Origin of the sequence: Bacillus sp. SN1, from assembly GCF_002796895.1 — a bacterium.
Lineage (GTDB): Bacteria > Bacillota > Bacilli > Bacillales > Bacillaceae > Bacillus > Bacillus inaquosorum.
Window position 1 is genome coordinate 1,488,480 of record NZ_PHIE01000001.1, and the last position, 24,396, is coordinate 1,512,875.

Genomic DNA, 24,396 nt, shown 5'->3' on the forward strand with positions numbered 1-24,396 from the left:
GCGGTGCAGCGAGGCACCGCTTTTTGATTACTTTTCAACAACAACTTTTACATCTTTGCTTTCTTTTTTGTCTGTATCAGCAGCCGTGACGTAAAGCACCGTTCCGGCTTTTTGTTTTTTGATTTTCACCGTGAACGTTCCTTTCGCGTCAGCTTTGGCAGAAGCAATGACTTTCTTTGATTTGTTTTTCACTCTGATCATTGCATTGCTGTTCGCCTTCCCTTTCACTGCCGTATCTTTCGTTTTCACAGCATTTACTTTCGGTGTGCCGGAAGGTTTTCCTTTGACGACGACAACTTTATACGATGTTTTCGCATCGCCTTTTGTTGCTTTCACATACAAGACTTGATCTTGTTTTTGAGTCGGGATATTGACCTTGAACTTACTGTCTTTTCCGGCTTTGGCGCTGCCGAGTTTTTTCTTGCCGTTCATCACCTCGATCAGCGTGCCTTCCTTCGCACTTCCTCTGACGGCTGTTTGTGTGCTTTCAAGCTTGTTGACCTTGAGCTGTACATCAGCTGCGCTGACAGCCTTCATGACATTCAGCCGCCCGTAGCCTGAATGCCAGTCTACTCCAGGCGTCTTTGGAATATCAATCGGATCGCCATTATCGTCATACAATTCCTCTTCCTCGCCATCGACGCTTTCAAAGGAAATATCGTCCGCCGTCTTTTTCAAAATATCCTCTGCTTCTGTTCTTTTCAGCTTAGGGTTTTGAGCAAACAGCAATCCTGCAGCAGCGGCAGCATATGGCGTCGCCATGGATGTTCCGCTCATGTACGTGACATTCCCGTTCGGCACTAAGCTCGGGATATCAGACCCTGGAGCAGAGATATCCAGACCTTTTCCATAGTTAGAGAAATCCGCGGTCATATCCATGCGGTTCGTTGCTCCGACTGACATCACATATTTAGATGAAGCAGGATACGATAAGAAATTGGCTCCGTCATTCCCGCTGGCTGCGGCAATTAAGACATTTTTGTCAGCAGCGTATTTCAAAGCAAATTCAATCACGCGGCTGTAGCCTCCGCCTAAGCTTAAATTAATCACCTTTGCTCCTTTGTCAGCAGCATATTTGATGCCAAGAGCAATTTGTTCAGTATCTCCGGCTCCTGTGGAATCAAGCACTTTTACCGGAATAATTTTCGCTTTGGCGTTCAAACCAGTCATTGAATAACCGTTATCGCTTTGTGCAGCAATAATGCCGGCGACGTGCGTCCCATGCCCCTGGTCATCCATTGCGTTGTTATTCCGTCCGACAAAATTACGCCCGAGATCGGTTCTGACTTTTCCTTTTAAATCAGCAAGCGTGCTGTCTACACCTGTGTCTACTACCGCAATTAATGTATCGTTCAGCTTGCGTTTAGACAGCAATGTGCTGGCAAGCTCGTATTTCACATCCGCATTTTTAATTCCGCCGTTATCACCATTATTTTTAAGCGGCCATTGGTACGGGTACTGAATATCCTTTGACAGGCTTTTGTATTCCTGTACAGGTTCTGCAAACTCTACGTTAGACATCTTGGATAATGTCGCAGCAGCGCTTTTCACCCGTTTTGCGCTTGCCGTATATGTGCCGTTTTGTTTCTCATCTTTCGGCAGTTCAAATGAGTAGAGATTGTCAAACAGTTTCTTTGCCTTTTTCACATTGGAAATGTCTTTTTTCGATTGCGCGCTTGCAGAAAAGCCCTTCATTTCGTTATGTACTGACGAGAGGCTTTTATTGTCTTTCACCTTGAAAATGACCTTTGTTGTCTGAACTTCACTTTTTGCCGCAATATTGTTTTCTGTTAACACTGCTCCTGCTGTTTTGCCTTGCAGCTGCTTGATATTTAATCGTTCCGCCTGTTTCTTTATCTCCTCTTTAAGGAAAGACGGGACTGATTGTAAAGCTTTATCGTATAGCCGGTTGATTGCCTTTTGATCCTTTTCAGTAATCTTATATGAAGATGACACACCGTTTTCTGACACATCATCAAACAACGGCTTTAATGTCACAAGATCCTGATAGATTTCATTTCTCGCTGTTTTATTGAGTGCGAGCTTTGCCACGATAAACGGCGCCGCTTTGTAGTAAAGGCTAGTCAGCTCTTTGCCTTCTGCTGTTTGGCTCAGCTGCTCATCACGAATCGCTCTCAGCTTGTCCAGGATGCCTTTTCCCGATTTTTTCTGATCGACACTCATTTCCACCGGACAAGCTTCTTCCTCTTCTAAATCTGACGGCTGCTTTTTGGTGCCTTTATATCCAATCGTATACTTGGCTTCCGCAGCTGCTTCTGCCGTTCCGCCGTCCTCTGGTTCTTCTTCACCAAGATATTCAACTTTTACATAGTAAGGGCCGCTCCACGCGTATGGAAAATTGATTTCGCTTTTTCCATCCTCCGCTGTGTAAGAACGGTACATCTCAAACGTTTCATCTTTAAGCGCTTTTTCCATACTTGGATATACAGATACATTCAGTGCTGAATCACTCTTTACGGTCAGTGCCATATGTGAATGATTTTGAATATCCACTTTTCCCGGAGTCACTTTGTACCATTTCACCTGTTCCGGTTCCTTCATGGTGCCTGTCTGTTCTTTGCCGTTTTCCAGAGCCGCCGCCTGATCGATCGCACCGGCCGCTGCCGCTTTGGTTCCCGGAGAAAAAAGGCTGAAGATCAGTGCAAAAATAAGCACTGCCGCCACAAACGAGCTGAATTTTTTGCGTTTCATGATATCCCTCCTGCAAAATAATGAATCTACTTGAAGGTATCATAATTTCATAGGACGAGATACCGCTTACAGGGAATTTTAAGGTTATTTTAAATGATTTGGAATATAAGGAGGGAAATATACAAAAACCCGACTCTATCATAGAGCCGGGTTTGCGTTTTTCTATTAAAACAATCGAAAACCGATTGGCAAATGCAGGCCGAGCAGCACTGTCAGCACAAGTACAATGACGAAGCCGATCCATAAGCCTCCGGTTGATTTGTCTTTTTTCTTGCGGATGAGGAGCATTTCCATCAGGCCGATGGTGATAATGCCAAGAATCATTTTTCCGGCGTATTCTCCGTTCCAGTTGGCGAAACGGACAAACAGCTCAGCTCCTGTCAAAATAATAAGGATATAGAATAACCGCAGAATCATATGAGTGATTTTTGCGCCCTTCGCACTTTGTGACGAATACAGCGAGTAGCTGACGAAAAGCAGAATCAGCGCTACCACCCATGTTGTAATATGTAGGTGTGTCATATATGTTCCCCCTATCAGATAAATTACCCCACTTATAGTACCATGAACTTGTCCTCTGCCACAAAGATAGACTCAGAAAAAACGGGCGGGTCCTAGTCCGCCCTCCTGTTTGTTTCAGCCGATTTGGTTTGACAGCGTTCCGATCGGGTCAATCGTAATGTCGATTTTGTCACCTGACCGCAAGAATTTTGGCGGATTAAATCCCTTTCCGACTCCAGACGGCGTACCGGTGGCAATGATGTCTCCCGCTTCAAGCGTCATCCCCTTTGAGAGGGTTTCAATTAATTCCGGAATGGAAAAGATCATATCGCTCGCCGAACCCGATTGGCGCAGCTCGCCGTTGACTCTCGTTTCAACCTTGAGGCGCCCAGGCTCCTGAATCAATGATTTATGTACAAGCACGGGTCCCATCGGACATGTCGTATCCAGGCTTTTTCCGATAAAAAACTGCTTATGCCTTTTTTGCAGATCACGCGCCGTGATATCATTCACAATCGTATATCCGAAAATATGGTCATATGCGTCTTCTTTTGATATGCGGGTGCCGCTCTTTCCGATGACGACAGCAAGCTCTCCTTCATAATCGAGCTGAGAGGTGACCTCTTCATGGCTGTTTACGATATCACCATGCCCTGTAACCGTTACTGGCGATTTTGTAAACACCATCGGGTGCTCCGGAATGTCAGCCTCGCTTCCCATTTCAATCGCATGGTCCCTGTAGTTTTTGCCGATGCAGATGATATTTTTTGACGGCTGAGGAATGGGTGCATGAAGCTTCACCTCAGATAATGAATACATAAATGATCCCAGCTCATCATTCGGTTTCTTTGCCCACTCTGCCAGCTGCCTTGCATGCGCAACGAATTTATCCCCTTCTGCGATACATTCAATCAGCGATCCCGGAATCGTCTCAAGTTCAAACAGTTTTTTTTCAGCCTTTTGCAAATCCATAATTTTATCATCATCAATGATCAGGCCGACAAATATTCGGTTGTAAAGTTCCCCTGTCGCAAATTTCATGTTATTCCTCCATCATCTTTTAAATCAGAATGCTCCTTCATGTATTCTCTGTCGAATACTGAAATCCCTTTTTCTCGTGTCCGTTTTCATTTCGTTTCGGGACGGGCTTGCTGCACATATCATACAAATGGCGTTTTGAGGAGGAGGAAAGAATATGGAGAACATACACTTATTTTTTCATCGGCAGCAGCTGAATAGAAAAGGAGCTGCCAAGGGGCTTTTGGTGACGGACCGATCAGTTTCTCCGATTCTTCTCACACAGCGTGACAGAGCGGAAAAGGCATCCTATGAAATCAGCTGGGAGAAGTCTCTGCTTGGTGAAAACACACTTTTTTTGAATGCGGAACAGGATGATCCGTCACTGATGCGGCGCAGGCTCGCCTATTGTTTTTTTGATCAGATCGGCGTTCCCGCTCCTGCTGCCTCGTACAGCTTTCTGACCATCAATGGCCAGCCAGAAGGCATTTATTTGAGCATCAAGAACCATCTGCTAGCCGATAGGGCAGGTTACCAAGTGAAGACCGCCGATCCAAGGGTTCCGCTGTCCGTTTTCAAAGATGGATCTGCCGCGTTCTTACATGAATTTCTCATGCTGATCCGTACAGCTGGAGATGACGAATTAGCTGAGCGCATTAAAATGTATTTGGATGTCAAACTGTTTTTTCTGTGGCTGATCGGGAGCGCCTGCACCAATCAAGGCTTTTATTACACATTGTGTTTACACGAATCCGGCCGGCTTCACGTTTCCCCGATAGAGACCAGATCGCTTGCCGCACACGGAAGATCTGACGAAGACCCTCTGCTGACTAAAGGGCAGACGCTCTCGTCAAGGCTTCTTTCCATTCCCGCCTACCGGTCGCAATATCACACGTTAATGAAAAACGTGCTGAACCGGTCGTTTACAATTGAACGATTGTCTCCTTTCATCAGAGATTGGCATCTTGACATTTGTCAAAAGGCTGATGATGATCCATTCATAAAAAAAAGCCCCTTGCAATTCGAAAAGGAGCAGACAAATATACTTAGAGAAATAGAGGAGCGGCAGGACTTTTTGCAAGCACACTTAGCAAGACTATAGTCCTTTCTTCCATAAAAAAGCGCAACAAAAATTGTCGCTTTTTCAGTCAAATTGACGAAAGGCAACCTTTTCAGCAAAAATAGGTTATACTAACGATATCCTGTATTTATCAAAATAAAATTCTAGAATTGGAGATCGTGTAATGAACAGTAAAATTGAAGAAATGAGAATCACACTAATTGAAACAGCACAAAAATACGGCATGAATTCAAAGGAGACGATTCAATGCAGCCAAAAGCTGGACAGTCTGCTGAACAGCCGAATTAAAGAAGAAATGATTTTTGGGGGATATCCTGAAAACTCCCGTATGTGAATCATTTTCTATAACGATTTGAATACACCACATGTAACTCCGCTTATTGCTCAGCACTTCCGGGATATACCTCAGGGCGAGAATGTGCCCGCCCAAAAAACGGATACCGCAGCACGACATACTCCAAAAAGCATTTCCCACACGAAAAAACACCATAGTAACTGAAACAAAAATCACGCAGGCGGATAGCGGCATCCATCGCCGCTTTTCCGCTCAGTTTATTCAATACCCGCTTTTGAAATGTTTAAACATAACGGTCCAAAAAATGCGACCGCTTACATTTGAAGCCGATATGTCCCCTCTAAATTTCTCTCACACATATGTGCGTTTGTCATAAGCTATCGTGAATAGCCCAATTAAAATCAAATTCTATTTATACTTTACCTGCCTTTTTTCAATATTTCAACAAAGGATGTGCTCGTATGCCGGCCATTGTCGGAGCGTTTAAAATTAATGCGATTGGTACGAGCGGAGTCATTCACATCGGGGACTGTATTACGATTTCTCCTCAGGCCGAGGTTAGAACGTTTGCCGGTGCGGGCAGTTTTAATACCGGTGACAGCCTCAAGGTGATGAATTACAAAAACGCGACGAATGTGTATGACAACGATGCAGTTGATCAGCCGATCGTAGGGAATGCGTAAAGGAGTGTGCTTCATGAACTTTTATATTAATCAAACCATTCAAATTAACTATCTCCGGCTGGAATCAATCAGCAACTCCTCCATTCTGCAAATCGGAAGCGCCGGGTCCATTAAATCGCTTTCTAACCTGTATAATACAGGCAGCTATGTAGAAGCGGCCCCCGAAGTTTCAGCTCAGGGGGAGCCAGTTGAATTAGATGAGCCCGATACAGGAACATTGGTCCCGCTCCAGCCTCCTGGTCGTTAATCATATGAAAGAGGTGAAAGAACATGTATGATCAATCTGTTTCCTCTTACTTGCAAAACTTGAATTCCTTCGTTCAGCAGCAGGCGCTTCATATTCAGCAGCTCGAACGGCAGCTGAAAGAGATTCAAGCTGAAATGAATACGATGAAACAGCGGCCGGCCACTACCATTGAGCGTGTGGAGTATAAATTTGATCAGCTGAAAATCGAAAGGCTCGACGGGACATTGAATATCGGTTTAAATCCGACAGACCCGAACAGCGTCCAAAATTTTGAAGTCAGCCAAACGGCACCTGAAATCGGGATGATGCAGCAGGAAGAGAGCGCCCAGCTCATGCAGCAGATCCGCCAGAATGTCGACATGTACTTAACCGAGGAAATCCCAAATGTGCTGGAGCAGCTTGAAAATCAGTATGACAGCAGGCTTGACGATACAAACAGGCATCATGTCATTGAAGACATCAGAAAACAAATGGACAGCCGGATTCACTATTATATGTCCCATATCAAAAAAGAAGAAAACACACCGCCTAAACAATATGCAGAACATATCGCTGAGCATGTGAAGCGTGACGTGATCCGTGCTGTAGAACATTTTCTTGAACATATCCCATCCGAAATGAAAGGAGATGAGCAAGCATGATCTTTACAGTCATCAACCGCAACCTGGAGGTCGGGGATATCCGGATGAATGGTGTATCCAGCTCCTCTGTTTTCCACATCGGAGACACTGAATCTATCTATCTTTCTTCTATTTTCGATACGCCGCCTGAATCTCTTATCATCGGGCCGTTTGCTCCGCTGCCGTCGAATAATGCTTAAGCGTATTTCCCGCATCAGACTGATTAAATTTAACTCTCTTGGAATATCAAGTGTGTTTCAAGTTGGCGATACAAACGAAATCGATATGAAGATAAAAGTACTGGCTGTTCAGCGCTCGCTTTCAACGTTTTATGAAAATGAAGGTTCATTTAACAGAAAGGAGTACCAGATCTTTCAGCAGCAGGCAGTGAAGCCGATTCCCGAAACAGGTGTACAAAGCGCATTTTGCCACGAAGTGCCGGTCATTCATGTACGCAGCATCAAAATTCAAGGGGTCTCATCCTCTTCTGTTTTTCATGTGGGGGCGGCTTCGCATGTCCGCGGCGATGCGAGAATCAAACATATTAGACAGATTCAGTCACCGCGCTCACAATCGCCCGCCAAGAGCATATAATAAACAGAGACTTCGATAAAGGGTGTCGTTTATGCCAGCAATTGTCGGGCCTATAGCTATCAATTCCATATCGGGCGGAGTCGTAAACTTTGGTGATTCCTTTTACCTTTCTCCGAAAAGCTCTTCAAAATCTGCGCTCGGTTCGGGAGCAGGGAACACGGGAGATTTCCTTCTATTAAACAATGCAATCAACGCGACAAATTATATAGACCCCGATGTCAGTGATCAGGATATGGTTGGAAATGGATAAAAGCAGCCGCTCTGCAAAGAGAGGGCTGCTTTTTGGTCATTTTTTCTTTTTTCGTTCATTTGATTTCTTTGTTTTGATCAGCTTCTCAGGCGGCTGTTTTCTGATCCAGCTGACAAACCGGGCAAGCTGCGGATCGCTTCTGAGTTCATCTATTCCGTTTAAGCGAACCGCAAGCTCTTGATTTGTATATAAGGCATGAATCTGTTTATGGCAAGGAATACAGAGCATCGCTGTCGGCAGGAACGTTCCGCCTTCTTCCTTCGGTGTGAGATGATGCTCTGTCAGCTGGACTTCGCTTCGGCCGCACAGCTCACATATTCCGACAGTCTGCTTTGCCATATCCAGTCCTCCCTTACATCAACTCAAGTGATACCCGTGTACCGCGGCCGCTCGGTTCAGCCTGATGGACGATCAGCTTTTTCGGAAGCCGCGCCCGAAGCTCCTGCACATGGCTGATGACACCGACAGACAGATTGTCTGACTGCAGTTTTTCTAAGGCTGTCACAACCGTATCCAGCAGATCTTGATCGAGTGTGCCGAACCCTTCATCTAAGAAAAAGAACTGGAGCGGGTATTCTCCGCGAAGCTGGATCTGCGCAGACAGCGCAAGAGCGAGAGAAAGCGAGGTGAGGAAGGTCTCTCCCCCAGACAAGCTGGATACCGGGCGTTTGACGCCTCCATTCGCGTCATCCCGCATCACAAATCCGCCTTCTGAATCCACTTCTATGGCATAGCGCTGTCTCGTCAGCATGCCAAGTCTTGCTGACGCGTCCCGCGCAACGCTTTCAAGCTGCTCTTCAGCTAAAAATTCGACGAAGGTATTGCCTTTAAACACAGCTTGCAGCTTGTCCAGCCTGTCGATATGTGTTTGCCATTTTTTCAGTTCAGCTTCAATTTCGTTAAACCGTTTATGATGATCGCGAATGACGGCAAGTGCTTTCGCTGCCGCGCCTTTTTCCTCTATAGCAGCGCCAAATGCGTCCTCTGCTTCTTGTAATGCCGTAACGGTTTCGCTCCATTCGCTCTCTGATAAGGCTCTGCCGGCAAGTATCTCTGCTACACGTTTTAAGTTTGCAGCATTTTGCTTCAGTTTATCCATAAACTGGTCTATGCTGGCTTTCATCTTTTCAAGCTCATCGGCTGGAATGAGACTTTGCTCCACCTCTTCAGTCCGGGTAAAGCAGGTGCTTTTCGCATGCTCAAGCCAATCGGCTTCCGCTTTTTCCAACCTGCCCTTCGCCTCCTGCAGGGTGAGCTCGCTTGCTGAAGCGCGGCTTTTCGCCTGATTGAGTTTCATCTGGTCGCCTTGCAGTTCTTCATATAAAGATTGCTCTTTTTCCTTTAACAGCTTTAGATTCTGCTGGACAGAGCGGAGTTTGATTTCAATCGAATCTCCTTTTGCGTAATCTCCGAGTTCGTGCTCATAATCCGCTATCACGCTCTTTATGCGTTCAGCCGCATAATGAAGCTCCAGCTTTTCACGCTCAAGCTGATGCCCTGACTCCCGCAGCTTTTCTTTTTGTGCTTCATGCTCAGCAAGAAATGCGATGCTGCGCTCAATTCGTTTCTCGCATTCTTCTGCAGCCCGGTCTTTTTCTTCAATGGCTTGCTGCCATTTTTCCGCTTTATCCACAGCTTGATCCTGAAATGCTTCTTTAAACATGTTCAGGCGGCTGACCATTGAGGCCTGAAGCTCGGCGATGATGTTTTCAATGCGGTCAGCCTCTCTTTTTTCAAAACCGATTTTTTCATTAAGCTGCTCGGCTTTTTTTAAAGACTCCTGATAGGCACTGATCATTTGTGCCATTCGTGTTTTAACAGAAAGAATGTCCTGTTTGACTCGTTTCCATTCAATGTTGGCATGATCGAATGCATCATGCACCGGCAGATTTTCGTAAGAAGCTGCTGCTTCAAGGTTCTGCGCTTGAATCGTTTGCAAAAATGTGCATTGTTCAATAAAGCGCGCGGACTGTTCTTCAAGTGTGATTTTGGCTGAAAGAATCTCCTGGCTGAGAGCTGCCGCTTCCGTCAGCAACACATCTGTCTGTTTGATGTCCTCTTCAAGATTGCTGTCGAGCTCATACGTTTCATGTGCTGAGGCCGACGGATCATGATCGGTTGAACCGCAGACCGGACAAGGTTGTCCGGCGGTCAGCTTTTCGGCTAGCTCTTTTGTCAGCAGTGCCACCCTTGCTTTTTCACGCTGCGAGTGAAGCGCGTGTTGTCTTTTTCTAGCCTTGTCAGTCATATGTGTTAATGACCGTTCCGTCTCGCATACCAAATGGTACACGGTTTGTACAGCCTCATATGCCTGAATGATGTTGTTTTTTTCAGCTTCCATCTTTTGAACGAGTGTGTTCTTCTCCTCATGCATCTTCTGCAGCGCAAGATTCAATGCGTCACTTCGTTTTTGCTCTTTTGTGATTTGCTCCTCAGTTTGTCTGATGCGCGATGCCATTTCTGCGGCCTGTTGACAGCTTTTTCGCTCATCAGAAGTCACCTGCAGGGATTTAAGCTGCTGCTTTAATTCCGTCTGCCTGTTTTGTCCCCGTGTCAGACGGTCTGTTACAGTCTCCAATTCATTCATGACAGATTGAAGAGCTTCTTCTTTCTGCTGGAGTTCAGCCTTTTTGCGAGCTTCCTCTTGCTTGGCCTCACTCAGTTTGATTTCGATCTCCTGCAAGCGGGAAAGCTGTTCCTGCTCAGTTAAAAGCTCAGGCTCTTTCTCGCTTTTATGCCGGCGCCACGCTTCATACTCTTCATGTTTTTGATGAAAGAAACCTGTCCGGTCTGCTAACTCTTTTTGAGCAAGCGTTTGTTCCTTTGCAGCTTTCTCCTCATGCTGGATCGCTTCTGCGTATCGGTCCGCATAGGGCTTCAGAGCGGCGGCTGTTTCTGCTTCCAGCAGGCGCTTTTGCAAGCTGTCTACGTGCGGCTGTTCCTCTTCGAGACGTTTTTTCTCTTCTTCGTAAGAGGATTTTTCCTTTTGGACATTCCAAATCTCCTGATGCTCCGTAAACCGCTCCTTTGCCTGATCACGATTCTTCTTCATCGCTTCCAGCCGGGCTTCGGCTTGTTCGAGAGCCTGTTCCGCCTGCTCAACCGCTTCCGAGCTCGCCTCCCCGAGACCGGACTGTTCAGCAAGCATTTCATTTTTTCTCGCATTGGCTTCCTGCGCCTGCCGTCTCAGCTTTTTCACAAGCCGGTCTCCATACTGCTCCAAATGAAATAAACGCTGAAGCATATGTCTGCGCTCCGCCCCTTTTAATGACAGAAATTCAGCAAATTTCCCTTGCGGCAGGACCACCGCTCTCGTAAAGTCGTCGATCGTCAGCCCCAAGAGCTCCTCCACTCTTTTATTCACTTCGCTGGCTTTATCAGCCAGCACCGTATGCTCATCCTTGATTTCGATGAAGCGGCAGAGTGCCGTTTTCACCTTCATTTCATCGGTTCTCTTAAACACGCGCTCGACTTTGTAAGAGATTTGATGATTCGTCTGAAGCGCAAAGGTAAAGGAAACAGACAGCGTATCTTCCGCATGGTTTAAGATCCCGTGCGTATTATTCGCCGCCCGCTCCACCTTTCCGTATAAAGCAAGCGTCATTGCGTCGAGGATGGAGGATTTACCGCTTCCTGTCGGGCCGAAAATGCCAAAAACACCGGCACCGGAAAGGCCTTCAAAATCTATCGTCTGCTCCTCTCTAAAGCTGTGGAGCCCCTTAATGCTTAAGGCGATCGGCTTCATTTCGCATCCTCCTCTTCAACGCCTGATGCAAGCTCTAAAAACAGCTTCACCATTTCTTCATCCGGCACCGCGCCGCCAGTTTGTTTTTCATAAAATTTCTTAAAGCGGTCCTCGATCGACACATGCTTAACCTCGATCCGTTCCCGGTCTTTGTTCTGTTCTTCATAAACCGGCCTGATATGGATAAGGCCCGGGTGCGCCTTCCTCAGCCTATGAATTTCTTCAAGTGACAGCTGGTCCGCCACACGAATTTCAAGGTCAATCCAGGCATTCTGATCTCTGCCTTCATCCAGCCAGCTGTACACCTCGCTTAAGCCATTTGCCGCTTTCCACTTCACAAGAGGCTTGCCGCTTGATAATAAAACCTCATTCCAAGAGGCCTCTTCCCCCGGTTTTGCGTCCACGATTGTCACTGATTTGGCGTAGCCCGCTTCAGAAAAGCTGTAGGCGAGCGGAGATCCTGAATAACGCGCAAGGGTACGCGCCCGCTTGATCGTTTGCGGGCGATGCAAATGGCCGAGCGCCACGTAAGCCGCATCCGCCGGCAGGCTTTCAGCAGCCACCGTATAAGCGCCGCCGACTTCAATTGGCCGCTCTGAATCCGTTTGGTTTCCGCCTGCGACATAAATATGGCTGGCGGCAACCTTCACTGCGTCTTTGCGGAACCGGCTTGTCATATGCTCAAACGCCTGCCTGATTTTCACGTCATAATGATCACGGAGCAGCTTTTCATCAAATGTATCGGAAAGCACTTCATTTAACCGCGCTTCAGATGGGTACGCCAGTGCTCCGACAGCCAAAAGCTCCCCAGTTGAAGGCACTTCAATATGAAGCGGTTCTGTTGTCGGATAGCCGATTAAATAAATGCCGTTTTCATGTGTCAGCGGTGAAGCGGCGGACAGACGGTCAGGATTATCATGGTTTCCGGCAATGACAACAATCGGGCGCTTCCCCCTGTCACTGAGTGCAGACAGGCTTTCATAAAACAGCTGCTCGGCTAAAGCCGGCGGGTTCACGGTGTCAAACGCGTCCCCCGCCATTACAATGGCATCGATCTGCTCTTCCTTTACAATCGTATTCAGTTCATCAAGCACATCGGCCTGTTCACTCAGCCTGCTTCTTCCTTCAAGTGTTTTTCCAAGATGCCAGTCAGCCGTATGTAAAATCCGCAAATGCTTTCACCTCTCTTTTGTATAGAAAACGAGATCCGCTCCGTCTGAATTCCCGGAGCTTACGGATCTCGCTATAGTGTCAGAATGTGCCCTCCGTCAAAGAAATAAAGCGCACATCCCTTTACCTTTGTTTTTGCAATTTGCTCAACTGCCTTCGTGTACAGCTGAATTTGCGTTTCGTATCGTTTTTTCAAGATCGGGGCCGCTCCTTCAAAGCCGTGCTGGAATTTGCCCTCAATCCGGTCTGATTTATAGTCCAAGAGATATAAACCGTCCTCAGTTTCATAGAGACAGTCGATGATTCCCTGCACTAAAAGCGGCTCATCCGCCTCCTGTGCATCAGGATAGATCTCCTTAGCCGGAAGCGCTAAACTGAATGGCACTTCCCGGTCCTTCCATTTAGCGCTGATCAGCTGTCCGCCGATTTCTGTATGGAAAAATTGAACGATTTCTTCTATATCAATAGCGGCTTTTTGTTCTTCAGTGAGCAGCTCTTTTTCATAAAGCTTGTGAACCGTCTGCTCCGCTTCTTCTATCGTCGGCACATGTGCGAGCGGGATATGCTGCATAACCGTATGCATGGCCGTTCCTTTTTCCGCCGCTGTCAGGCCCTTTTTCATCATAAAAGCGGGACGCCTGTACAGAATGTTTCCGTCTGCCGGTTTAACGGGGGCCCTGCCGCTGTATTCATCCTCGTACTCTCTTTTTCTCTTGATCTCAGAAACTGACTGCTTTGTGCGAATTTGCGTCACCTCATGATGCGGATATGTCCAGCTTAGCTGCTCCCGGGCTTTTTCATCAAACGCAAACGAGCCGGGAACTGGTTCACCTCGGCGGATCGCTTCTAGGCGCTCGCTTTTTTCTTCCAATCTTTCTTCCAGATCATCATCCAGCAAATCATAGGAATGGATCATTTGAACGGCAAAACGAGCCGGGTGGCCTGATATGTCAGCATGCGCTGCCGCACCGTTTTCAGCCAAAGCCTCTAAATCTCTGTGTCTGGCAAGAGCAGGTCCAATGAAATCTAAATAGGTTTTTGCCTGATAGCGGTCAAATTCCGGGAGAAGCCAGTCAGTTTGGGACGCAGTTGCCTGCCATTTTGCGAGCTGTTTCTGATGATCCTTGCACGAGCCAATCAGAAACAGCTTTTCCTTCGCTCTCGTTAATGCGACATAGAGAACACGCAATTCCTCTGACAATAGCTCCCTGCGCATTTTTTTCTTCATGGCAATGAGCGGAAGCGTCGGATAGCTGATGCGCAATTGCGGATGAATAAACTTCGTGCCAAACCCGAGCTCCTTGTCCAGCAGGTACGATTTGTTCAAGTCCATCATGTTGAAGTTCCGTCCGAGACCCGCTGCAAACACGACTGGAAATTCGAGCCCTTTGCTGCTGTGGATCGTCATTAAGCGGACAACATCCTCCTGCTCGCTGAGTGCTCTCGCCGTTCCAAGATCATCGCCCCGCTCCTGCATGCGTTCGATAAACCGCAGGAAACGGAACAGGCCGCGAAATGCCGTCGATTCATATTGGCGCGCCCGGTCATAGAGAACGCGCAAATTGGCCTGGCGCTGTTTTCCGCCCGGCATCCCGCCGACATAATCCATGTATTTTGTATCGCGGTACACTTCCCAAATCAGCTCAGATACTGAGTGGTTTTTCGAAAACGCACGCCATTTTTGCAGATGTCCATAGAACGTTTGCAGCTTTTGATAAAGCTCGTCGTTCCGGTCGCCGGCAGCCAAGTAGTCTTTCATCGCTTCATAGTACGGCGCTTTTGTATTTTCAAGCCGGATCAAAGACAGCTCGTTTTCATCTGCTCCGACAATCGGTGAGCGCAGAACAGAGGCAAGCGGTATATCCTGATACGGGTTATCGATCACCTTTAGCACAGAAAGCGCGACGGCGACTTCGACCGCTTCAAAATAGCCTGACGTTAAATTGGCGTAAACCGGTATGCCCTGTGCTCTCAGCTCCTCCATGATTTGCGGCGCCCACGGCATGGAACGTAACAATATCACGATATCGCGGTATTGAATATTGCGGTGTGTTTTCGTTTTTCCGTCATACACCTTAAATGGCGATGAAATCAACTTACGAATTTCCTTAGCGATCGCTTTCGCCTCGAATTGCACCGTTTCCAGCTCTTCTGCTTCCTCGCCTGCATCCGTCTCTTCTGAGTTGTCGATCAGCAGCAGCTCTGTTTCCGTCTCATCATTGTCCGGGTACGCCGCACCAAGTTTCAGCTCAGCCTGCTCGTCATAATCAACCTCACCGATTTTGCCGCCCATCAGCTGTTTAAATAAAAAGTTTGTGCTGTCTAAAATATCAGCCCGGCTTCGGAAATTCTTATTCAGGTCGATTTTCCGTCCCGTGCCTTCTCCGCTCTCTGTAAACCGTTTATATTTGGAGAGGAAAAGAAGCGGCTCTGCAAGCCTGAATCGATAAATCGACTGTTTGACATCTCCAACCATAAACAGGTTGCCGGTCTCTTCCGGTCCGCTTGTGACAAGCTGCAGGATCGATTCCTGCACTAGGTTGGTATCCTGATATTCGTCAACGAGCACCTCATGAAACTGCTCCTGATAAAATCTTGCTGCCTCGCTCGGCTCCCGTTCGCCTTTGTCGTTCTCAGCTGTCAAAATGGATAAACAGTAATGCTCCAAATCTGAAAAATCAATGATTGATTTTTCCTGCTTCGCGGCTTCGAACCGTTTTCCGTAACTGATGACAAGCTGTACGAGCGTTTCAATGACAGGCTTCATGTCGGCTAAGCTTTTCAAATGCTGTTCAGGGCTTCTTGTGAAGTAATCGGTTTTGAGCTTTTCGAGCAGTTTTTTTGCGCCATTTCTCAAATCCGTCGCTTCTTCAAGGAGCGCAGGATCAAACTCGTCACCTTTTACTGCTTTCGCGCGCTTAAAAGAGACTGCGGGCACCCGCTTATAAAGCTCAGTGAAATCGTCCTGATGCTGAATCAGTTCATCAATTTGCGCAAGATCATCAAGAAAATTGTCAGCGCGCGGCGCCGGGCCGCCCGGCGCTTTCGTCAGCTCAAGCGCGCGCTGCAGCTTCTCCTTCGCTCCGTTAAGCACCATCGCAATATCCTCTTTGACATATTGATAAAACGGAAGCTCCTCGATGGCGCTCTTTTCCGATACATCATATAAATGAACAAAGCTTTCCAGCCATGCCTCCGGGTTTGGGTGAGAACGGGAATACTCGTACACCTGTTTGACGAGAAATTGCAGATCCAAATCGTGCCGGTCTGTCGTGTAGCGGTCAACAAGCTCAAAAAACGCCTTCTCGCCCTTTGCGTATTCGTCTTCAAACAGCTCGTCCAGCACTTCATCTCCGAGCAGCTCGCCTTCTGTCTGATCAGCAATCCGAAAGCCCGGATCAAGATCGATCAAGTAGTAATATTTCTTCAGCACTTGCAGGCAAAAGGAATGAAGTGTCGAAATGCTGGCCCGGTTTAAAAGAGACAGCTGGCGTCTGATATGCAGCGAGCCGGGGCGCTTTACAAGCTCTTTTTCCAGGGCATCCGCGATCCGGTGTTTCATCTCTGCCGCTGAGGCGTTTGTAAATGTCACAACGAGAAGCCGGTCTACATCAATCGGGTTTTCTTCTGCGGTAATTTTCCGGATCATTCGTTCAACGAGCACAGCGGTTTTACCGGAGCCCGCTGCCGCTGCCACAAGAATATCCTGGCCGGTTGAAACAATGGCATTCCATTGGTCATCTGTCCATGTGCTGTCTGCCGGTTTAGGAATGTTCATTGCCATCCGCCTCCTTTTTTATCCACTCAAGTATCGTCTTGTCCTTTTCAGCCTTTAACGGGCGATACTCGTTTTCTTCTAATGATTCATCAAATTGGCATACTGATTTGAACGCACAGTATGTGCACGGCGTCTTGTTCTTCATTTTATAAGGCTCAATCGATACGCGTCCGTCGGTGATTTGTTCGCCTGCTTCTTGGAAGGTGCGGCGCACATGCTTCGTCAGCAGCTCAAATTCCTTTTCGCCGACTGCCGCTGAATCCGATCTGAGAGAGCCGTCTTTCTTCAAGCCGGCGTTGATGATATTTGACCGTCCCTCTTGAAGGGTTGTATCCATGAGGCGAACCGCTTCCTGATCGCCGAGGAGCAGGCCCTTCATCTTAAATTTCTTAAAGATCTCCTGTTCGATCTCGTCAAGCCCAAGCGGGAGGTTAGATTGAATCATTGGGTCATGAATATGGAAATACAGCACTCCGGCCGGCGTCGCTCTCATTCCGAGCCAGTCGGCTGAATGAGTAATCGATAAATCAAGGTACGTCAGCATTTGCAGCGCCAGTCCATAATATACTTCCGCTAAGTCAAGGCCTTTGTCGCTTGATTTATAATCGACAATCCTTAGAAGCAGGCCTTTTGAGCTTTCCGCTTTATCGACGCGGTCAATTCGCCCGACGAGCTCCATTGTGCAGCCGTTTTTCAGCTTAAAGGTCAGCGGCGGAAGCGGCCCTTTTCCTCCAAAGCCCAGTTCAAGCCCGATCGGCACGAAACCGCTCGCTTTCGCATGCTCGCTTAAAATGCCGGACACGCGTGTCACAATTTTTTGCAGTTTTTCCTTCACATAATAATGCCGGTTTGAGCTGAGCAAAATTTCCTTTTGCAGTTTCGGCGCCAGACGCTCTACCGCATCATAGGAGAACAGCTCGCACTGCTCTTTCGTTAAATCGCGCCAATCCATTTTTTGCTCGCGCAGCCGGTCTGAAATCAGCTTTAAGCTGGAATGAAACAGCTGGCCGATATCCGGTGCTTCGAGCTTGAAAAATTGCCGTTCCTTCAGATGCAGCCCGTGTGACGCAAAATGGGAGAACGGGCACGCGTTAAAGGTTTCCATTCTCGATACACTGCCCTGAATGCGTTCACCATAGAGCTGTCTCGACACGCTGCGTTCAAGCTGCTTCACTTCATTCCGGAAAAACAGGCTTGAGAATAGCTTTTTCGATTGCAGCCTGTCCGGCTCACTCATCAGCACATTGTACGTGCTCCACCAGACGTCGCTGATGTCGTATTCCCGAGTCAATAATCTGAGCTGGCTGGCGGTAAAGGACTGTGCCACGCTTTTATTGACGACATACATCAGCTGTTCCTCATCGCTGACCTGCTCAGGTTCATTTGTCAACAGGCGCTCCTTATGCTGCGGAAACAGTTCTTCCAGCCGCTTAATGACAATCGACGGCAGAAGCGTTTTTCCTTCCGCATCAGCAATCGGATACGATACGTACAGCCGGTCAGACGGACTGGAAAACGCCATATAGATGAGGAAATGCTCATCAAGCAGACGCTCCCGCCCGCCTGAGGAAAGCTCAACCCCAACCGTTTTCAGCCATTCCCGGTCATCATCCGACAGCACCCCGTTTTCATCTGGGCGCGCCGGCAGAACGCCGTCGTTTGCCCCCAGCACAAAGGTACAGGAGGTGCCATACATTCTGGACAAATCCATATTGCCGACAAACACCTGGTCAAGCGCAGGCGGAATAAGAGAAAATGTAAGCGACTCTGCGCCGGCTTCCATCATTTGCTGAAACAAATCAAGAGAAATCTCATCATCTCCCACCATTTCAACAAACTCCTCAAGCAGCTGAATGACTGCATCCCACGCCTGCTGATGCTGCTGCGCTTCAATGATTCTGCCGTCTTCCTCTGCACGCTGTCTTTCCTGATCCAGCTTCAGCGGCACATCCGTCTCTTCTAGATAGCGGTAGAGCGCCTCCGCCTTCTCCTGAACCGTCTTTGCTTTTTTCATTCGTTTCTGGAGCTGAAAAAGCGGAGGAACAATCCAGTCGCGTGTGTCATTCAGCATGTTTTCCATTTCGATTTCCTGGTCGGTCTGCGCAAAATCATCATCCAATGACACAAAACGTCTGTAATGAAAACGGTCGCCCTTTGTCCAGCGATCGCCTTTGATCCCGTAGGCGATACAGTAATTTTCAAGCTGATCGACCTGTTCTCTCACCTTAGTCTTCGGCTCGTTAAGCGGGAATAGCAGTTCGGTTTTCACGCAGCGAAACACCGCTTCATAACGCCAATTCCCTTTCAGAACATCTAGGCTTGAGCGGATAAATTCGATTAACGGATGGTTCAGCATTGATGCTTTTCCGTCAATGAAATAAGGAATCTCGTAATCTGCGAAAACTTCTTTCACCATATCCTTGTAGTCTTCCGGCTGGCGCGCAAGAATCGCTACATCCTTATAGCGATAGCCCTTCTCTCTGACAAGAGCGTGAATTTCCCGGGCAATGCCTTCCAGCTCAGCTCGTCTGTTTGCGGCCTGCATCACAGTAAAGGCCTCTTGTTTTTCTGCATACGGAACGGCTGGACGCGCTTCATACTGCGCCTCTAAATGTGCCAATTCCGGTGTGCACGTATGCCGTTCAGTCCCGCTTAGCTCTTTATACGTTATGTCCAGATTCAGTTCCTTCGCCTTTTGGTGCAGGCGGTAATAGGTTTTTCCCGTCATTCTGAACAATTCCAGTTCATGCGGCTCCCGCTCATATGACGGCTTGTCCGCTGTCAGCGAAAACGTGATGTGCTCTGCATGAACCATAAGCTGCTCCAACACCCTGAATTCCTGCGGTGTAAACTGATAAAAGCCGTCCACATAGATATGCGCGCCTTTTACATCTTCCGCAAGCGGAATATGCTCTGCCAGCAATGTTAAATAATCCTCAGAGTGAAGGTATTGACCTGCAAGGCTTTTTTCCATCTGTTGATATAAAATCGATAAATCATGAAGCTTCTCAGATAAAATACGTTCTCCGCGATACTCAGAATCCGTTCCGCTTTCCGCCATCCGGCGGATGTCTTCCGGTTCCAGACAGTAGCGCTTAAACTCTGTCAGCATCCGTTCTACCTGTGCGGTAAACCCGCTTTTGTCACTCGCTTTTTGATAGACTTTAAACTCCTGTTTATGCTCCTCAATGAGCTTCCGCAGGAGCATCTGTACGCCTGTGCTCGTAAGAAACGGCCTGCTCATGCCTCCCGTATGCTGGAGGACGCGCCAGGCCAATCGTGAAAAGCTGAACACTTGAGCGCGTATCATTCCGCCCATATCAGGCGTTTTAGCAAGCTCGTATTCCATTAAAAACGTCATTTGATCCGGGACTAGAAAAATGATCGGTTTCCCGAATGGAGCCCGGCGCAGTTCATCCTGAATGCTGTCGATGATCAGCTTCGTTTTTCCACTCCCGGACCTGCCTACTAAAAACTCTGCTCCCAATTAGAAGACCCCTCTCTTTTTATCTCTATATATTTTATCGAATGTTGACGAAAATGACCAATCTGATCTATTGGTAAAAACGGCCTTTTCGCATATAAAAAGCTGAATTTCTCCGCACATGTCTCCCCGCCCTACATATACTTTTACGAAAGCCCAATTCCTAGGAATGGAGTTGACCCCTCGTGTATTACAGCTACTACCCCTATCCGGCGCCATACCGGGAAGATCCTGTTTTGATTCGGAATTTAATAAAGGCCATTAACGGAGAATTCAGCGCGATTCAATGCTATCGCAAGCTTGCCGAACTTACCCGCCGCGATGAAGTCAGAAAACAGATTGAAGAAATCAGGCGTGACGAAATGCGCCACCTCCGTGAATTTTCCACACTGTACGGTGCCATTACCGGCAAACACATCATGCCAAAACAGACGGGCGAATGCCCGGACACTTTCACGAGAGGGCTGGACGCCGCTTTTAAAGATGAACAAGAAACAGCCGACTTTTACTTGCGTGCGGCCGAGGAAACCCCAAACTTAAAAGCGAAAGGCATCTTTACGCGCGCCGCCCGTGATGAACAAAATCACGCTGTCTGGTTTCTATACTTCTTGATGAAACGTTAAATATACCTGCACAGTGAATACCCACATATCCCCTCACCCAAAAACGCACTCACCTGTTTTTTTCAAATAAAGCCGGGAAACATAAGACTATACACTGCCACACAGGGGGGATCAACCATGGAGCAACATTCAGAAGCTTGTATTGAGGCTTGCATTGATTGTATGGAGGCTTGTAATCATTGTTTTACAAAATGCCTTGAAGAAAACGCGCATCACGATCTCAGCGGCTGTATCCGGCTTGACAGGGAATGCGCGGATATTTGCGCGCTGGCAGTCAAAGCCATGCAAACGGACAGCCCGTTCATGAAAGAAATCTGCGCACTTTGCGCCGATATTTGTGAAGCGTGCGGCACTGAATGCGAAAAGCATGACCACGATCATTGCCAGGCATGTGCGAAGTCCTGCTTTGCCTGCGCTGAACAATGCCGCAGCATGGCAGCGTCATAAAGGACGGAGAGGGTTCAAAAAAAGAACCCTCTTTTTCATTTGGACAGCCACACGGAGTACAAATCAATCCACCCCTCTTCATCAAGCATCAGTCCTTTCACATTTTCACTTGATGTCACCTGCAGCACATTTTGATACAGCGGAATCGCATTGAACTCCTGTATAAGCTGGCAGTCAATATCCCGCAGCATATTGATTCTCGAACAGCGGTCAGGCGTCGAAAAAATGCGTTCTGACATTCCTGAGCATATCTGTTCCAGCTTTTCAGATAGATGCTGACTCAAAAAACTGTTCTGCGACAGCAGCAAATGCAGAAAACCAAACTCACTGTCTTGATAAAATGTCGCACTGTCATGAATGATATCCGCCATTTGCACGATTTCGGGCCGGCGAAGATCAGCAGAATCACAGAATTGAAGCGCTAGCCTGATGCCATGTTGGGCGCAAACATTTTGAATCCACTCGGCATCCTCACGATGATCCGTTTCCGAAAAGGTATACAGCACCAGCGTTTCTTCCTCGTACCCGCTTTGCTTCAGCAATTCAGAAGGTGAAACGCCGCCCCAATCTAAAAGATTCGGATGCAAAAAAGACGTAACCGGGATTCTGCGGTGCCCTCCCGCCTCACGAACGAGCCGTTGAGAGGAAATCAGCAGGCGGAGCGCTTTTCTAAAGCTTCGATGCTGAAGAGGCCCCTTCTTTTTCAGATTGAGCGACAAATACTGAACATGCCTTTCATCAAAAACAATTTGCTGCTCGGGACATGTTTGTTTTTCTTGAATGGTAAAACCGTTCATCTCTCCGGCTTGTTCCGAAAACACAAACTCAACGCGATCCAAAAAGGGCCGTCCCTTGAAGTAGCGTTCATTGGCTTCAAGCACCAGCATCTGGCGGTGGTGCTGAATCACCCGAAAAGGTCCTGATCCATTGATCCCGCCGCCCTGTTTCGCCGGCAGAATGGACAGCCGTTCATCACAAAGAACATACGGCAATAGCTCATTCGGCTTATCAAGTATGAGCTCCACACAATAAGGGCCATTTTCTAAGACTTGCTTCACTCCGTGTAACAGCCATTTATACGGGTTGTCAGCCTGTGCCAAAAAGCGTTGAAACGTAAATGCAACATCCCGCGCCGTCAGCGGCTGTCCGTTATGAAAAGACACTCCCTTTCGAAGAAAAAATCTCCATCGTTTTTTCCCCGCTTCTTCCCATCCATGAACCAAATGAGGCTTCGGCTCCTGCACAGCCGGATCTAATGTGAGCAATGTATCAAATATCTGTTTGACGAAGTGCCCCTCAGACCGCAAAAATATCTGGCACGGGTCCAAACTGCTGACAGCTCCAGGGGTGATGAACAGCCGGAGCACATCCTTTTCTCCATCCCAGCCGGTCTCTGTCACAAAGCCGAACACCTCAGAAAACCACATGTCATATTCGTTTTGAAGCCCCGGAAACGCGGATTGATACTGCTGAAGCAGTTCCTTTGCCTTTATAAGCTTTCCAGCCATTGTATATTCCTTGGCAGTTTGAAGAAGCAGCTCCTCCGGCTGGCGAAGAAACGCGATTTTCGATTTACGGCCGCGCCCCGCCCCGCTTTCCCGGATAATCCAATTCTTGTTCTCCAGCTTATGTAATATGAGCTTTGCATTTCTTTCTGTACAAAATAAACTGTCAGCCATTTCAGTAAGCGTCATTTCGTTCATTTGCCCATACGCAGCGCTTCCTGTTTTTACGAGTGCCACGTAGTGCTCAATCAGCTTCAATCCCCGCACCTCCCGACAAAAGGGGAATCTTTTTCTCTTCTTTTCTTCACTTTTTGGGCCGCCGCCCCTTCTATACACTACTACTATATCAAACAGCGAAAGGCGCGATCACATGTTGACCAGCTTTCAATCTATAAAATCGAGATACACCGCTCCCGTTTGGCTCCGCTTTTTAGGAGAAATGCTGACAAGCCTGACAGGTGCAATGATGGGTCCTTTCATGGTGCTGTATCTGCATGAACAATTAAACGGCAGTGTCATGATTCCGATGCTTATCATCAGTCTTCAGCCATTTGCTGATATTTGCTTGACGCTCGTTGCGGGACGGGTGACGGACCAGCTCGGGCGTCGCACTGCAATTTTGATCGCACTGCTTCTCCAATCAGCTGCCATGACGGGGTTTGTGTTTGCCGAGCATGCATATTTTTTCGCCATTCTCTACGTCATGAATGGCATCGGGAGATCGTTGTACATACCTGCTTCCCGCGCCCAAATCGCTGAAAGCACGCTGGAAAGCAGACGTTCGGAAGTGTTTGCAGTCATCAATGCGATCTATTCGGCGGGCCTGACGGCAGGGCCCCTTCTGGGGATGCTGCTGTACAATTATAATCCCGTGTGGATATTCGCTTTAGATGCCGCGGCATTGTTTACCTACTTTCTGATCGCTGCACTGAAACTGCCAGAAACAAAGCCGCTAAAGCCAGCTGTTACACCGGAAATGTCCGCAAGCTTTACGATATACAGGCCTGTACTGCTTCTGTTGCTGCTTTCTCTCCCCATCAGCATGTTATACGCGCAAACAGAAACAACATACAGGCTCTTCAGCAAAAATATGTTTTCTGATTATCTGTCAATACTGACGGTCTACTCGGCGGCAAAAGCTTTATTCAGCTTTGTTCTCCAAGTTCCTCTTGTAAAAGGGACAGAAAAGCTTTCAATGAAAACAATCCTTTTCATTACTTACATCTGCTACTCCCTTGCGGCTGCCGGCTTTGCATGCTCAGCCTCCCTGACAATGCTTTTAGTGACGGCAGCGGTGATGACGGTTGGCGAGAGCATCGGATTGACTCACATCCAGACCTTCATTTCGAAATTGGCACCGCCCCATCTGCTCGGCCGGTTTTATGCGGTATACGGCCTGCATTGGGATATCTCCCGCTCAATCGGACCCCTGTTAGGAGGACTGATCCTGACATCGTTTGGCGGAGAAGTGATTTTTTACTCCCTTGCCGCGTGTCTGCTGGCAGCGGGTTTATGCCTGACTTACACAATAGAAAGACTCGAACACAAGGTCATAAGAAAAATGAATGGTTAATAGAAAAAAAATCATAATTTCTTTATCAACAAAAATATACTATAGTAATAAATACATTCACTACGTGAACA

The 24,396-nt window shown here is 47.7% G+C and carries 20 protein-coding genes; 11 read left to right on the forward strand and 9 right to left on the reverse strand.

Going from position 1 to position 24,396, the window contains the following annotated elements:
* Nucleotides 1-27: 27 nt before the first annotated feature.
* From wprA to CVV77_RS07575, 3 genes are all read right to left on the reverse strand, one after another.
* Complete coding sequence (wprA, locus tag CVV77_RS07565) at nucleotides 28-2,712, reverse strand: cell wall-associated protease WprA (protein ID WP_100275022.1); 2,685 nt, start codon at nucleotides 2,710-2,712, stop codon at nucleotides 28-30.
* Nucleotides 2,713-2,877: 165 nt separating this feature from the next.
* Nucleotides 2,878-3,234, reverse strand: coding sequence for a YisL family protein (locus CVV77_RS07570; protein ID WP_003239401.1), 357 nt, complete (start codon nucleotides 3,232-3,234; stop codon nucleotides 2,878-2,880).
* 114 nt (nucleotides 3,235-3,348) lie between these two features.
* On the reverse strand, nucleotides 3,349-4,254 hold the full coding sequence (locus tag CVV77_RS07575; RefSeq protein ID WP_084991630.1) for a fumarylacetoacetate hydrolase family protein: 906 nt from the start codon (nucleotides 4,252-4,254) through the stop codon (nucleotides 3,349-3,351).
* Nucleotides 4,255-4,408: 154 nt separating this feature from the next.
* Here CVV77_RS07575 and CVV77_RS07580 point away from each other — a divergent pair, with 154 nt between their 5' ends.
* From CVV77_RS07580 to CVV77_RS07615, 8 genes are all read left to right on the forward strand, one after another.
* On the forward strand, nucleotides 4,409-5,332 hold the full coding sequence (locus CVV77_RS07580; RefSeq protein ID WP_084991632.1) for a CotH kinase family protein: 924 nt from the start codon (nucleotides 4,409-4,411) through the stop codon (nucleotides 5,330-5,332).
* A gap of 142 nt (nucleotides 5,333-5,474) precedes the next feature.
* Nucleotides 5,475-5,645 carry an aspartyl-phosphate phosphatase Spo0E family protein gene (locus tag CVV77_RS07585; RefSeq protein WP_003239407.1) on the forward strand — a complete coding sequence of 57 codons (171 nt, stop codon included), beginning with the start codon at nucleotides 5,475-5,477 and terminating at the stop codon, nucleotides 5,643-5,645.
* 422 nt (nucleotides 5,646-6,067) lie between these two features.
* Entirely contained in the window at nucleotides 6,068-6,289 is a 222-nt protein-coding gene (locus CVV77_RS07590; protein ID WP_003239409.1) for a spore germination protein, read from the forward strand.
* Between the two features lie 13 nt (nucleotides 6,290-6,302).
* A complete protein-coding gene (locus CVV77_RS07595) occupies nucleotides 6,303-6,536 on the forward strand; it encodes a spore germination protein GerPB (RefSeq protein ID WP_003239410.1) in 234 nt (77 codons plus the stop codon).
* A 23-nt stretch (nucleotides 6,537-6,559) separates the two neighbouring features.
* A complete protein-coding gene (gene gerPC / locus CVV77_RS07600) occupies nucleotides 6,560-7,177 on the forward strand; it encodes a spore germination protein GerPC (RefSeq protein WP_060398332.1) in 618 nt (205 codons plus the stop codon).
* The gene (gerPD, locus tag CVV77_RS07605; protein ID WP_019258000.1) at nucleotides 7,174-7,356 is read left to right on the forward strand and encodes a spore germination protein GerPD; all 183 of its coding nucleotides are present in this window, start codon (nucleotides 7,174-7,176) and stop codon (nucleotides 7,354-7,356) included. Before gerPC ends, gerPD begins: the two co-directional genes overlap by 4 nt.
* Nucleotides 7,349-7,750 (forward strand): spore germination protein GerPE, encoded by a 402-nt coding sequence (locus CVV77_RS07610; protein ID WP_084991634.1) that lies wholly within the window; start codon nucleotides 7,349-7,351, stop codon nucleotides 7,748-7,750. The genes gerPD and CVV77_RS07610 overlap by 8 nt, the downstream gene beginning before the upstream one ends.
* A gap of 31 nt (nucleotides 7,751-7,781) precedes the next feature.
* A complete protein-coding gene (locus tag CVV77_RS07615) occupies nucleotides 7,782-8,000 on the forward strand; it encodes a spore germination protein (protein WP_003239412.1) in 219 nt (72 codons plus the stop codon).
* Between the two features lie 36 nt (nucleotides 8,001-8,036).
* Here CVV77_RS07615 and CVV77_RS07620 read toward each other — a convergent pair whose 3' ends face one another.
* From CVV77_RS07620 to addB, 5 genes are all read right to left on the reverse strand, one after another.
* Nucleotides 8,037-8,339, reverse strand: coding sequence for a hypothetical protein (locus tag CVV77_RS07620; RefSeq protein WP_100275023.1), 303 nt, complete (start codon nucleotides 8,337-8,339; stop codon nucleotides 8,037-8,039).
* Nucleotides 8,340-8,352: 13 nt separating this feature from the next.
* Nucleotides 8,353-11,745 carry an exonuclease subunit SbcC gene (sbcC, locus tag CVV77_RS07625; protein WP_100275024.1) on the reverse strand — a complete coding sequence of 1,131 codons (3,393 nt, stop codon included), beginning with the start codon at nucleotides 11,743-11,745 and terminating at the stop codon, nucleotides 8,353-8,355.
* Complete coding sequence (gene sbcD / locus CVV77_RS07630; protein WP_100275025.1) at nucleotides 11,742-12,917, reverse strand: exonuclease subunit SbcD; 1,176 nt, start codon at nucleotides 12,915-12,917, stop codon at nucleotides 11,742-11,744. The genes sbcC and sbcD overlap by 4 nt, the downstream gene beginning before the upstream one ends.
* Before the next feature lie 71 nt (nucleotides 12,918-12,988).
* Nucleotides 12,989-16,693, reverse strand: coding sequence for a helicase-exonuclease AddAB subunit AddA (gene addA / locus CVV77_RS07635; RefSeq protein ID WP_100275026.1), 3,705 nt, complete (start codon nucleotides 16,691-16,693; stop codon nucleotides 12,989-12,991).
* Nucleotides 16,680-20,180, reverse strand: a complete 3,501-nt coding sequence (addB, locus tag CVV77_RS07640; RefSeq protein ID WP_100275027.1) for a helicase-exonuclease AddAB subunit AddB — start codon at nucleotides 20,178-20,180, stop codon at nucleotides 16,680-16,682. The genes addA and addB overlap by 14 nt, the downstream gene beginning before the upstream one ends.
* Nucleotides 20,181-20,362: 182 nt before the next feature.
* Here addB and CVV77_RS07645 point away from each other — a divergent pair, with 182 nt between their 5' ends.
* Together CVV77_RS07645 and CVV77_RS07650 are read left to right on the forward strand one after the other, a co-directional pair.
* Nucleotides 20,363-20,800 (forward strand): ferritin family protein, encoded by a 438-nt coding sequence (locus CVV77_RS07645; RefSeq protein ID WP_100275028.1) that lies wholly within the window; start codon nucleotides 20,363-20,365, stop codon nucleotides 20,798-20,800.
* Between the two features lie 117 nt (nucleotides 20,801-20,917).
* On the forward strand, nucleotides 20,918-21,247 hold the full coding sequence (locus CVV77_RS07650) for a four-helix bundle copper-binding protein (protein WP_100275029.1): 330 nt from the start codon (nucleotides 20,918-20,920) through the stop codon (nucleotides 21,245-21,247).
* A gap of 35 nt (nucleotides 21,248-21,282) precedes the next feature.
* Here the strand turns inward: CVV77_RS07650 and CVV77_RS07655 are convergent, their stop codons facing one another.
* Nucleotides 21,283-23,010, reverse strand: a complete 1,728-nt coding sequence (locus tag CVV77_RS07655; protein ID WP_100275030.1) for an SgrR family transcriptional regulator — start codon at nucleotides 23,008-23,010, stop codon at nucleotides 21,283-21,285.
* A 112-nt stretch (nucleotides 23,011-23,122) separates the two neighbouring features.
* Between CVV77_RS07655 and CVV77_RS07660 the strand changes: the two genes are divergently transcribed.
* Nucleotides 23,123-24,325: an MDR family MFS transporter gene (locus CVV77_RS07660; RefSeq protein WP_100275031.1), complete on the forward strand. Its 1,203-nt coding sequence runs from the start codon at nucleotides 23,123-23,125 to the stop codon at nucleotides 24,323-24,325.
* Nucleotides 24,326-24,396: the final 71 nt, after the last annotated feature.